10 protein-coding genes are annotated in these 13140 nt (G+C 44.8%); 2 read left to right on the top strand and 8 right to left on the bottom strand.

Going from position 1 to position 13140, the window contains the following annotated elements:
- Positions 1–247: 247 nt before the first annotated feature.
- The 5 genes from DPF91_RS13220 to DPF91_RS13200 all read right to left on the bottom strand — a co-directional run bounded on the left by DPF91_RS13220 (position 248) and on the right by DPF91_RS13200 (position 5046).
- Positions 248–568 carry a cupin domain-containing protein gene (locus tag DPF91_RS13220; protein ID WP_117234908.1) on the bottom strand — a complete coding sequence of 107 codons (321 nt, stop codon included), beginning with the start codon at positions 566–568 and terminating at the stop codon, positions 248–250.
- A 150-nt stretch (positions 569–718) separates the two neighbouring features.
- On the bottom strand, positions 719–2797 hold the full coding sequence (locus DPF91_RS13215; protein ID WP_117234907.1) for a DUF4962 domain-containing protein: 2079 nt from the start codon (positions 2795–2797) through the stop codon (positions 719–721).
- A gap of 266 nt (positions 2798–3063) precedes the next feature.
- Positions 3064–3690, bottom strand: a complete 627-nt coding sequence (locus DPF91_RS13210; protein ID WP_117234906.1) for a bifunctional 4-hydroxy-2-oxoglutarate aldolase/2-dehydro-3-deoxy-phosphogluconate aldolase — start codon at positions 3688–3690, stop codon at positions 3064–3066.
- 53 nt (positions 3691–3743) lie between these two features.
- Positions 3744–4676, bottom strand: coding sequence for a 2-dehydro-3-deoxygluconokinase (gene kdgK / locus DPF91_RS13205; protein ID WP_117234905.1), 933 nt, complete (start codon positions 4674–4676; stop codon positions 3744–3746).
- 34 nt (positions 4677–4710) lie between these two features.
- The gene (locus DPF91_RS13200; protein ID WP_117234904.1) at positions 4711–5046 is read right to left on the bottom strand and encodes a cupin domain-containing protein; all 336 of its coding nucleotides are present in this window, start codon (positions 5044–5046) and stop codon (positions 4711–4713) included.
- A gap of 312 nt (positions 5047–5358) precedes the next feature.
- Between DPF91_RS13200 and DPF91_RS13195 the strand changes: the two genes are divergently transcribed.
- Together DPF91_RS13195 and DPF91_RS13190 are read left to right on the top strand one after the other, a co-directional pair.
- Positions 5359–7560, top strand: coding sequence for a heparinase II/III domain-containing protein (locus tag DPF91_RS13195; protein ID WP_117234903.1), 2202 nt, complete (start codon positions 5359–5361; stop codon positions 7558–7560).
- The gene (locus tag DPF91_RS13190; RefSeq protein WP_117234902.1) at positions 7561–9729 is read left to right on the top strand and encodes a heparinase II/III domain-containing protein; all 2169 of its coding nucleotides are present in this window, start codon (positions 7561–7563) and stop codon (positions 9727–9729) included. It begins immediately after the preceding gene.
- 268 nt (positions 9730–9997) lie between these two features.
- Here DPF91_RS13190 and DPF91_RS22095 read toward each other — a convergent pair whose 3' ends face one another.
- From DPF91_RS22095 to DPF91_RS13180, 3 genes are all read right to left on the bottom strand, one after another.
- Complete coding sequence (locus DPF91_RS22095) at positions 9998–10150, bottom strand: hypothetical protein (RefSeq protein ID WP_164684161.1); 153 nt, start codon at positions 10148–10150, stop codon at positions 9998–10000.
- Between the two features lie 371 nt (positions 10151–10521).
- Complete coding sequence (locus DPF91_RS13185; RefSeq protein ID WP_117234901.1) at positions 10522–11568, bottom strand: polysaccharide lyase family 7 protein; 1047 nt, start codon at positions 11566–11568, stop codon at positions 10522–10524.
- A gap of 212 nt (positions 11569–11780) precedes the next feature.
- Positions 11781–13139, bottom strand: a complete 1359-nt coding sequence (locus DPF91_RS13180) for an MATE family efflux transporter (RefSeq protein WP_117234900.1) — start codon at positions 13137–13139, stop codon at positions 11781–11783.
- Between the last annotated feature and the right edge of the window lies 1 nt (position 13140).

Here is a 13140-nt window from a genome sequence, read left to right as displayed (position 1 = left end):
AGCCAAATGGCTAGCGTGGCGAGTAACAACAACCTAAGCATATTCTGAGTATACAAAGCCTTGATGATAGTTCGTTTCCTGTCGTGGCCGTTTCTTTAAAGATTAGACCAATTTTTCAAACGAATTCCGAAACGAAAAAGACCTTACCGAAAAGGTAAGGTCTTCAACGACGATTCCAAAGCTAAAAACGACAGGAATAAGCTTTAGATTGTCTTAATTTCGACGGTTCAAACGCTCAGTAGAGCGATTAAACGAAGTCCTTACGCATAGGCGTGAAGTTGTCGATCAGGATACCTTTTTCAAGACACGTTGCACCGTGCATGATGTTTGGCTCTTTATAGATAGTATCGCCCGCTTCAACAATCTTAGTTTCTTCACCAACGGTGAACTCAAACTTACCAGAAACAACGTAAGTCAGCTGCTCATGTGGGTGCTTGTGCATTGCTGCTACAGTACCAGTGTCGAAATGAACTTCTACAGTCATGATGTTTTCGCTGTAAGCCATAACCTTACGCTTTAGACCGCCACCCATATCTTCAAGAACAACGTCTTTATTGAATACGTACATAATTTTAAACCTTTTCGTTATGTGACCAGCGCAGACTCGCTGCTTTCAAGCAAGATGTCGCGATGGATAATTCATTAATTAGTAGAGAGAGCCCTCGCTAGGGAAAAACGACTAACACCCAGCGAGGGCTTTTAAACTCGAACGACTCGATTAAAGCTCGATCGACACTGTCTCACCATCAACTGATAGCAGCAGCGTGTTACCTTCGATTTTATGAGACACTTTTACTTGCTCGCCTTTATTTCTGTTCGGAACAAGAAGCGTCAAGATGTTGTGCTCTTTCGATGGCTTGAATTCAACTTCAACGTGACGGTGAATCTCAAGATCTTTGTACTCGTATGGGTCAACTTCGCCGAAGCCTTCAACGTTCTTAACAGATTCAATGTTGTCTGCAGACTCGTTGATGAAGTTCACGTCTAGGTGCGCTACTTCGCCACGGATAGTGAATGACTTGTCAGCCACTTCGTTCGCGAATGTTGTGTGCATTAGCCAAGTCATGTCTTTCTCTTCAGATAGAGCAGCCTTGTCTTGCATTACGAATACTTTACCCTTCACAAACCAGATCTTACGCTTGTAAGATTCGATTTCTGGAACGAAGTATTTGTAAGATGCTGTTGCATCACCTTCAACCATTTTAACTTCTGATTCAGTATCGAAGTCAGTGATGTTACCGCCCGCTTCAATACAGAAACGATCTTGGTGACCTTCGTAGCCTGTGTTCTTGTTCTCACCGTACTGACCTTTACCACCGAATAGAGGAAGGTTCTTAGAGAACGTTTGACGACGCCATTTAGTGTGCATGTCTACACCGAAACCACCGTAGTAGCCAGTGATCGCTGCTAGCGTTTCACCAAATGCGTGTAGAGTGAACGCGTTCTGGTCACCGTGTGAGTGAGAGATAGAACCAAATGGTGAACACTTGAATACCATGTGGATGTGCTTATCACGCTCAGTCATCTTGTTGTGGAATGCAGCCCAACCAGTAATTGGGAATACTTTCAACAATGGATCATTTGACGGTGCTTGCTCTTCTGGTGCATCCCAAAGGATGTTGAAGCGTAGGTCGTCGTAACCGAAGTCCCACCAACCGAAGTTGTAGAATTTCGTATGTGCTTCAGTATCACGGCCTTTAAGCTGGTTGTAGTACCAAACATACTCAGGCTTCTGGTTAACACCTGCGTAGTGTTTGATGTTGTAAGCCAGTTTTAGACCTGGGAAGTCACCGATTGACGACTGGTCACAGAAGCTCGCACGCTTAGAGTGAACAGGCATACAGTATAGTGGGAAGTCACCTGTGTTTTCGTAGAATGTCTTGTTGAACATGTCTACGCCACAGTATGCTTTCAATAGGTCGAATGCTTCGCCTAGGAATGCAGTTTGCGTGTTCCAGTAGTCAGGACCTTCAGCCCAACCGCCGTCTTCACCGCCCCATGGTGGGTAGTGTACTGCGTAGTATTCTAGAGCGTATGCGATGTACTCGCCTGCTTTCGGGTGATCGTGGTAAAGCGCGATACACGTTGGGATGATAGCAGAAGAGATTGAACGTACACCGTGGCTGTTTAGAGGGTTGTTCAGTAGATCAACCGTCACGCGTAGGTGGTGCATGATTTCGTCTAGACGCTCGATTAGTGCGTCTTGAACTTGCTGACGCTCTTCATCAGTGAAGTAAGCGTGTAGCCAGTCGTAACCCCAAGCCATTGCTGCAATTACACGGAAAGCCGCTTCGTCATTGTAACCACGAGAAGTAACACCTTCTGGATCGTACGTAGACAGTTTTAGAGTCCAAGCTTTTGCTTTCGCGATGAGCGCTTCATCTTCTTTCACGATACCCGCGATTGCTAGGTTACGTGTCGCGTTCAGAGCCATTTGGCAATCAACGTACATTTGACGCCAGTAAGGACGCCATAGAGAAGCTTTACCTACCGTCTCTTCTGGGTAAGGTTGAGGCTCTTCAAAAGGAGCTGTCTCAAGGAACTTAACCGTTGAGTTGTTGTAAAAGTCATCGAACATGCAGTGAGATTCATCTGCACGTACAGCAGCTTTAAACGTTTCTAGATCAGCAGACTGAACAAGAAGACGTGGACGCGCTTCGCTCAAGTTGTCTAGGAAAGAAAGGTCGAAGTCACGCTTTTGAACTTCGATAGGTAGTAGGTCAACTAGGTTACCTGCTGAAGTGTCATTCTCCAGCTTCATCTTCCTAATCGCATCAAGAGATTTTTGGTTGCTCATAGCGAACTCTCTTCTATATTTAGTAATTCAGTTAAGATAAATTTAGCATGCGTATTATTGTATGACAATTGTATTTGGGTAAATTTTACCGTTTCGTGACTTAACTCTTAAATTCAGTCAGGACGGGGCTTCACTTGGGGTTGAGACCCTAATACTGTCTCGCTCTAAAATACAATTCTCGACATAAAACACAATTCTCGACATAAAATACGTCGATACAAAAAAGGCGAGCAGATCCGCTCGCCTCAAACACATGTCGGCGTAGATTAAGCAGCTACGTGGTCAACAGCAGCGCGAACTAGCTCACCTAGCTCATCCCACTTACCTTCATCCATTAGGTTTGTTGGAACCATCCAAGTACCGCCACATGCAAGTACAGAAGGAATTGATAGGTATTCATCAACGTTCTTCAAACTTACACCGCCAGTAGGCATGAAGTTTACTGGGTAAACCGCCGTCAGTGCTTTAAGCATGCCAACACCACCAGATGGTTCTGCTGGGAAGAACTTCAGTGTACGAAGACCCATTTCCATTGCTTGCTCAACTAGGCTTGGGTTGTTTACGCCCGGTACAATAGCCACACCTTTGTCGATACAGTATTGAACAGTGCGTGGGTTGAAGCCTGGGCTAACGATGAAATCAACACCAGCCTCGATAGACGCATCAACTTGCTCGTTTGACAAAACCGTACCAGAACCAATTAGCATGTCTGGGAATTCTTTACGCATAATACGGATTGCTTCAATTGCACATTCAGTACGTAGAGTGATCTCCGCACAAGGCATGCCGTTTTCAACCAGTGCTTTGCCTAGTGGAATAGCGTGCTCAACCTTGTTGATCGCGATTACTGGGATAACTTTTAGATTTGCTAATTGTTCGTTTAAAGTAGTCATTTTTTGTTCTCACTGTTTGTGAGACCCGGCTAAACCGGGCCAACGAAATTAAATTATAAAGAAAGATCTGGCATGTATTGGCGTGGAACAATCGCACCTTTATGCTGAATTACCGTTCCTGCTACGCAATGGCCGGCAAACGCTGAGTCAGTTGGCGAGCCGCCTGTTAGACGTTTCGCTAGGAAACCAGCACTGAATGAATCGCCTGCAGCCGTAGTATCCACAATGTTGCTCACTGGGTTTGGCGCAACGTAAGTTGCTTTTTCGCCTTCAACAACTAGACAATCGCTGCCACCGCGCTTAATGATGATTTCTTGTACGCCTGCTTTCGCCGTACGCTCGATGCACTGTTCAACATCAGTATCGCCGTACAGGTCTTGCTCATCGTCAAAAGTAAGCAGCGCCGTATCAGTAAATGCCAACATCCTGCCGTAGCACTCAACCGCTTCTTGTTGGCTCTGCCACAGTTTAGGACGGTAGTTATTGTCGAAGAATACTTTACCGCCGTTCTTCTTGTACTGTGTTAGGAAGTCAAATAGCTTTTCACGACCGTTCTGAGTCAGGATAGCCAGTGTGATACCACTCAAGTAAAGCGCATCGTAAAGATACAGCTTATCGAGCAACAATGATGAGTCGACTTGGTCAAACATGTGTTTTGCTGCTGCATCATTACGCCAGTAATGGAAGCTACGCTCACCCGTCTCATCCGTTTCGATGTAGTAAATACCAGGAAGCTTGTCTTGAAGCATCATGACATGTTGAGTATCGATGCCTTCTTCTTGCCAGCTCTCTAGCATTTCATGGCTGAATGGATCGATACCAAGAGCTGTCACATAGCTCGTAGTAATGTCGTGCGACTTGGTAAGGCGTGATAGATAAAGCGCTGTGTTCAGCGTATCGCCACCAAATGTCTGTTTTAGTTGGCCTTCCTTGTTTTGTAACTCAACCATGCACTCGCCAATAATTGCGATATTCGTAGTTTTCATCTGCTTACCCTTGCAACTGAGGTTGCATTTAACGTTATTTTAGGAAGTCTTCACGAGCTGGATTGAAAATGTCGAGTAAAATACTGTCTTGCTCAAGAGCAGTTGCACCGTGAACCATAAGTTTACGTGCGAAGTAGGCGTCGCCTTCTTTCAGTACTTTCTTCTCACCTTCTATTTCCGCTTCAAAGCTACCACGAACCACATAACCAATCTGGTCATGAATTTCATGAGCATGTGGAGCGCCGACTGCACCTTTATCAAAGCAAAGATGCACAGCCATTAGGTCATCGGTGTAAGCGACGATCTTGCGCTTAATGCCACCACCCAACGTTTCCCACGGGTGCTCATCTGCAACGAAAAATGAAGTCATCGTGAATCTCCAATCCAATAGTGATCTGTTGTAAATCATTTGATGGAGTAAATCATAATCCATAAATCCTTATTGTCATACAATATATCCAGTTTTATGTGATTTACATCAAACTAGACTTCGAATTCAGTACTCTATACGCCTTAAGTAATTATTAAACAAAATAAACTCATTCATTTAAAAACAACAAGTTATATAGTAACTAGTGATATTGATCATCCTTTTTGAGGATTAGGCTACCCATAACAATCTTATTGTATTACTTTATATGCAATTTCAAAATCCACACACTTCATGTAAGGGTGACTAAAAATGACACAACCAATTCTGTTAACGGAAAAGGAAGTTGAGCAGCTTCGTAAAGAAGTAGGAACGGATAGCTTGATGGGTAGAACCATTGAGGCAAACTGCAAAGAACTCGAAGCTTTCATGCGCCTACCGCTAGACGTACCAGGTCACGGTGAAGCTGGCGGTTATGAACATAACCGTCATAAGCAAAACTACACTTACATGAACCTTGCTGGTCGCCTTTTCTTAATTACCCAAGAAGAAAAGTATGCTCAGTTCGTTAAAGATTTATTGGCTATCTACGCCGAAAAATACCTCACTTTTGACTTCCATGTACAAAAGAACACCAACCCTACTGGTCGCCTGTTTCACCAAATCTTGAATGAGCATTGTTGGCTGATGTTTACAAGCCTAGCGTATTCTTGCGTGGCTTCAACCATGACAGAGCAAGAGCGAACGGCTGTTGTTGAACGCATTTTTGAACCAATGCTTGAGATGTTTACCGTTAAGTATGGACACGATTTTGATCGTATTCACAACCACGGTATTTGGGCGGTTGCTGCGGTTGGTATTTGTGGTCTTGCGATTGGTAAGCGAGAGTACCTTGATATGTCGGTTTACGGCCTTGATCGCAATGATACCGGCGGTTTCTTAGCGCAGATTTCACAATTATTTGCACCGTCGGGTTACTACATGGAAGGCCCTTATTACCATCGCTATGCCATTCGTCCTTTGTGTGTGTTCGCAGAGGTGATCCATCGTCATATGCCTGAGATTGATATCTACAACTACAAAGGCAAAGTGATTGGCAATACGGTACAGGCGCTTCTGGCAACGGCTTATCCAAACGGTGAGTTCCCAGCCCTCAATGATGCCTCGCGTACTATGGGCATTCGCGATGCCGGCGTTCAAGTTGCAGTTAGCTTATACAGCAAGCATTATGGTTCTCAAGGTAACGGGGGCTCTCAAGAACACAAAGGCCTTGATGACAACATCCTAGGCATGGCAAAAATCCAAAATTCTGTATGGATGCATGCTTGCGGTTTAGAACTTTCTAAAGCCTACGAACAAGCGACGGCTGAACGTGAGATTGGCCTACCTTTCTTCCCTAGTGTTGAATTAAATGAAGGGCCTCAAGGCAATAACGGCGCACAAGGCTTTATCCGCATGCAAGACAAGAGCGGCGATGTGTCTCAACTTGTCATGAACTATGGTCAGCACGGCATGGGCCACGGCAACTTTGATACGCTAGGCATTACTTACTTCAACCGTGGTCAAGAAGTGCTGCGTGAATATGGCTTCTGCCGTTGGGTAAACGTTGAGCCTAAATTTGGTGGCCGTTACCTCGACGAGAACAAGTCTTACGCTCGCCAAACCATTGCTCACAATGCCGTAACTATGGATGAGCAATGTCAGAACGGTTTCGATGTAGAACGTGCTGATTCCGTTCATGGTCTACCTCACTTCTTCCAAGTTGAAGAAGATCAAATCAAAGGCATGAGCGCATTCGCTAACGATCATTACCCAAATACAGACATGCAGCGCAGCGTGTTTATGCTCAACCTTGATGGTTTTGAAGCCCCTCTACTGCTCGATCTTTATCGTCTAAAAGCAGACGGTGAACATCAATACGATTACTCACATCAGTATGCTGGTCAGATTGTACGTACCAACTTTGAATACCAAACTGAAACGGAACTTAACACCCTTGGCAGCGATTTCGGTTACCAACACCTATGGAAAGTCGCAACCGGTAAAGCACAAAATTCAGCACTGGTCAGTTGGCTACAAAACAATACTTACTACACTTGGTTAGGTACGAGCACAAATGATGATAATGAAGTGATCTTCACTCGCACAGGAGCGAACGATCCAAGCTTCAATCTTCGTAGTGAGCCAGCATTTATGTTGCGTAGCAAAGGCGAATCAACACTGTTTGCCTCTGTGCTAGAAACTCACGGCTACTTCAACGAAGAGTTCGAACAATCGGTCAATGCACGCGGCCAAGTCAAAGATATTCGCGTTGTCGGCAAAACACAAGTGGGCAGCGTTATCGAAGTCGAAACGGCAACATCACTCATCACATTGATGGTCAGTAACGTCTTCGGTGCAAACGAACAAACTCCACATCAAGTGGACACTAACGGTAAAACCTACAGCTGGACTGGCTTCTATTCACTAGAAGTTACAGAAACAGAAAGCAAAACATCCGAGCAGGAGAAATAAATGAGCTATCAAACCCAAGCTTACCAACCGCTATTAATGAACTTTGAAGAAGCGGCAGAATTAAGCAAAGCACTTGGCACGGATAGCCTATTAGGGAAAGCGCTCGCACGTGATATCAAACAAACTGACGCTTACATGGCGGAAGTGGGTATTGAGGTCCCAGGACACGGCGAAGGCGGCGGTTATGAGCATAACCGCCACAAACAAAACTACATTCACATAGACTTAGCTGGTCGCCTGTTCCTAATCACGGGTGAGCAGAAGTACCGTGATTACATCGTTGAGATGCTAACGGCTTACGCGAAGGTGTACCCAACGCTAGAGAGCAACGTAAGTAAAGACACTAACCCTCCAGGTAAGATCTTCCACCAAACTCTAAACGAGAACATGTGGATGCTTTATGCTTCTTGTGCGTACAGCTGTGTTTACCACACATTGGAAGAAGAACAAAAAACACTGATTGAAAACGACCTGTTTAAACAGATGATCGACCTATTCGTAGTCACTTACGGCCACGACTTCGATATCGTTCACAATCACGGTCTTTGGGCAGTTGCCGCTGTAGGTATCTGTGGTTACGCGATTAATGATCAAGAGTCGGTAGATAAAGCGCTATACGGTCTAAAATTAGACAAAGTAAGCGGTGGTTTCCTTGCACAGCTAGACCAACTGTTCTCGCCTGATGGCTACTACATGGAAGGTCCTTACTACCACCGTTTCTCTCTACGCCCAATCTACCTATTCGCAGAAGCGATTGAGCGTCGTCAACCAGAAATCGGCATTTACGAGTTCAACGACTCTGTTATCAAGACAACGTCTTACGCAGTATTTAAAACAGCCTTCCCTGACGGCTCTCTTCCTGCATGTAACGATTCATCGAAGACAATCTCTATCAACGATGAAGGTGTTGTGATGGCGACATCGGTATGTTTCCACCGTTACGAGCAAGCTGAAACGCTACTTGCAATGGCTAACCACCAGCAAAATGTTTGGGTACACGCTTCAGGTCTGACTCTATCTAACGCTGTTGAAGCAGCTGATGAAATCAAGCCATTCAACTGGGGCAGCCTATACATCACTGATGGTCCAGAAGGTGAAAAAGGTGGTCTAGGAATCCTACGTCACCGTGACGCGCAAGACGACGACACAATGGCGCTTATCTGGTTCGGTCAGCACGGCTCTGATCACCAGTACCACTCAGCACTGGATCACGGTCACTACGATGGTCTTCACCTAAGCGTATTCAACCGCGGCCTTGAAGTACTGCATGACTACGGCTACGGCCGTTGGGTAAACGTTGAGCCTAAGTTCGGCGGTCGTTACATCCCAGAGAACAAGTCATACTGTAAGCAAACTGTTGCTCACAACACAGTGACGGTTAACCAGAAGACACAAAACAACTTCAACACGGCACTAGCTGAGTCTAAGTTTGGTCAGAAGCACTTCTTCAACACTGACAATGCTAAGCTTCAAGGCATGAGCGGTCGTATCTCAGGTTACTACGAAGGCACAGAGATGCAACGCAGCATCCTTCTTGCTGACCTTCCTGAGTTTGAAAAACCACTTGTGATTGATGTTTACCGCATTGAGTCTGAGCAAGAGAACCAGTACGACCTACCTGTACACTACACAGGTCAGATCATCCGTACTGACTTTGAATACCAAACAGAAAGCACGCTTAAGCCTGTAGGTGAGTCTGATGGCTACCAACACCTATGGAACCTAGGCTCAGGTAAAGTTGAAGGCAGTTCTCTTGTTAGCTGGCTAGTAAACAACAGCTACTACTCACTAGTAACAAGCGCTACTGCAGCAGACAGCGAAGTTATCTTTGCTCGACTAGGTGCAAACGACCCAGACTTCAACCTACGCAGTGAGCCTGCAATGATCATGCGCCAATCAGGCAAAGATCATGTATTCGCTTCTGTACTTGAGACTCATGGTTACTTCAACGAAGAGTTCGAGCAATCAGTAAACGCTCGTGGCCTAGTTGAGTCAGTTACCGTTGTCGGCCACAACGAGATTGGTACTGTTGTTCGCTTAGAAACAACATCAGGTAATACCTATCACTTTGCTATCTGCAACTTAGATGAAGATAAGCAAAATGCACAACACAGTGTAGAGTTCGACGGTGTGACTTTCTCTTGGGAAGGCGCATTCGCACAAATTTAATCATCAGCCTGTCGCTGACGTTAAATGTAAAAAATCGGGAATAAGACAAAGCCGAGCGTATGCTCGGCTTTTTTTATTCAATCTCAGTTTGGGGGAAACTGTGATCATACCAACCAGGTTAATTAGTGGCTCAGTAAATTGCGCAGGGAAAAACGCTTAGAACAAGGCAAAGATTGCAGCTAGCTAGTTGCTCTACCTACAAAATCTTTAACGCAGTTATCAGCGGTTTTAACCAGCAAGAATGAGCGAATAATTGGCGTGGTTGGTATTATGCTTTCTTAAGGTCTTGTGCAGGGTAAGTTAGCTTCACGCCTTCGCCACGCACGTGAACGTAGAAACCTTCAGCACTCAAGCCTACCACTACCATTTCGCCGTTATCTACGCCTTTAGTAGCAACAACACGATCATCAATTGAGAACATTTGAACACCTCAAAATTAATAAAATACTATACCCAAAATAATTGGAGTTGCAGCGCAGCAACAAGACAATTCAGCCCTATGTGATTTGGGCGACCGGCGATCCGGTGAATTGACGCAGTTAACAAAGCTGTGGCTTCAAGTATGAAGGGCATAAGGCAGTGGTTAAGGTTGAAACCCTAATCAAGTGGCCTTGGCGCGCATTTAAACAAAGGTGTTCTATTTCGCCTAATCCGATTATTTGTCGATACGATTACTACCGTTTAAAAAGCTCAAAAACACAATCGCCACCTAGTAAGGTGGCGATTGCTGGTTTATTAACACTCTGGTTGGCAAAGGAAGCTAGAAGCTAACTCGCGACAACTCTCTCTATATTACTTACCGTTAAGTTTTAGCTTCGAGAAGGTCACACTGTTGTAGTCGCCATTTTTCTTATCAACGGCAAAGTCACCTGTCCCCGCACAGCCAGTACCCCAAACAGGGTGAGAGTCACTTGCACTACATTGACCGTAGGCACCCGCTTTAAAATAGAACATGTCTTCTGCATAGCCATGTTCAAAATCTTTGTCATCCACACCCTTACTCAAATCTACTGAGTACGTCACGGTATCATGACGAGCGGTTTCAAAGGTTAGGTTCATCATTGTCCCAACCACTTCGATCTTATAGCTGAACTCCTCTCCAAGTGCGATACCGGCTTTGCCTGGTTCATCTAGATTTTCCCAAGTGTTACCCCACACTGGGTAAGCAATATCAATACGATTTGGATCTTTCTTCGCTAAGTTTCGCTCGTAGTTCCAGAAAACCGACCCCATTTCATGACCCGGGAACTTCTTGTAAAAAATCTTAATTGGTTCGTTACCATGCCCATAGCCTTTGCCTTCTTTGATACGAGCATCAATTTTTTTAGCATGAATCTGACCCACTACAACAGAATGTGCTGGCCCTTTTTCAGGAAACTTAGCATTCTGAGATACGTGGTCAACCTTGAGTGTCGCTTCTAAAGTTCCGCCGACGTGACTGTGTTCAGAAGCTTTCGGGTGGCTAGTTAAAGCCCAGTGGTTTTTAAGATCACTCGTGTCAATCGAGAAGTCCGCTCCTCGTGGCATTTCACGCAACTCAGAACGCGCGTTCTTAGAATTCTTTGTTGTGACCGCTTTGTTGTGTACTTCGAAGACTACATGCCCATCGTCATTTAAGAAGAAGAAATCCTTGTGGGAGTAGCTCAGCATTGCAACACCCTCAATCTCATCGACTCTTCCATCTTCATTGATGTCAGAAGGAATCGTTATCTTCCAGTTTCGCATATCGAATTTATCGGCTGGAACTGGGGTGTCGACACCATTATTTACATCAGAGGCAATAGCCATAGTAGATAGTGCAAATAACACGGAGCCTGCGAGTACTTTGTATTTCATCATCGAACCTTATCATATGTAATATTGTCATACATATGATAATTAATGGATTCGACTATTCGAGGAAAGAAGTGTTGTTGTGTATGAGCGATCACAATTTAAGCGACACTTCTATGACAACTGTGATCTTGCTTAATATGTTGAAGTAAGGGATCGTCACTCCGCTTTAAACAAACGACTCATCGCCAAGCACAACCCTACTTTTGAGAAGGGAGTTAGTCATACATCAGCTTTTCGGCTTTGCTTTTGTCAAACTCTCTCAGGGACTTTCTTGCTAGCATGCGAAAAGGCAGCATCTTCACTAGTTCTTCAAATGGGAAGATGGCAAACGCCCAGAAAATAGATCCATCGAGACCAAGTACAATAAGCGCACATAAAGGTATAGAAATGATCCACTGCCCGGTAAAGTTCACCTTAAAGACTTCTGTGGTTTTACCCAAAGCACGTAGTACATGGCCATGCACAGTGTTATAGCCACGAGCAATTGGTAAGAAAATATAGAGAGGTGCGATGACAGCCAGCGCGTGATAAGTCGCGGGGTCCAAATTTGGATACAACTTCACAAGAAAAAAGCTTAGGGCCAGAAAAAACAGCGCAGAGAAGAACGAAATAATCACCGCAATATCAATGCTAGTATCGACATTCTTTTTCAGATCATCCATATCTCGCGATCCGATCGCTTGGCTAATGGTAATCGCTGAAGAATGCGCCCAAGCGGTGATAAATTGTGTTCCTGCCTTGACCCATGGCATCACTAGCGTTATCGCAACATACTCGTTGATGTTAAGCTGTGAGAATATCAACAAGTAGATGGTGGCCCCTATTTGCAGCATGGTTACATTGGCTGCAACTGGGAAAATTTCTTTAAAGTGGTTAACAATGCTTTTTTTCAGAGAGCTATCTAGATCTTTAGGCGATAACCCTGCACCAGTTTGCGATTTTAGACAGTAAGTTAAGTAAACCAAGCGAAGAGCAATTGCCAATAGTGAGCCCAGCGCAGCACCTTGCACCCCCATGCCATCAAAACCAACAAAGCCATAAATCAGGTAATAGGATATTAAGGCATTAAATGGCATTTCAATAAGATAGCCCTTGAACGGTATCTTGGTTTTACCTAACGCATTGAACAGCGCAATCGTCACCTGTGTAATACCGTTGAAAATGAGCAGATACTTAGAGATAGCAAGGTAGCGAGTTATCTCTTCATGTAGTGCAGCGTCGTCTGTTAGACCTTGAACTAGCGATTGATCAAACAACGTAATGAGCACCCAGAACAAGCCAGCCACTGCTACATTGATCGCCATGCCAGCCCAAAACCCTCTATTGAGAGCGATGTTTCCTCCCGATCCTACCGCTCGACTCAAAACCAATTGGCTACCATTTGCCAACGCCATTTGAATCCCCATCACAAAGGCGATAATAGTAGTGGCGATACCCATTGCCGCTAGCGAAACCTCCCCTAATGGAGAGACTAGGAAGGTGTCGATCATTAGCATTGACTGCATCAGCAATGCATTAAGGGCAAGTGGCCAAGCGAGTGAGATGTTTTTTCTTACGTAAGACTGGGAAGACATT

The organism is Vibrio maerlii (assembly GCF_003415655.1).
In the GTDB taxonomy this organism is placed as follows: Bacteria; Pseudomonadota; Gammaproteobacteria; order Enterobacterales; family Vibrionaceae; genus Vibrio; species Vibrio maerlii.
Note: the sequence above shows the minus strand (reverse complement) of the source record. Positions and strands in the feature narration are given on the sequence as shown.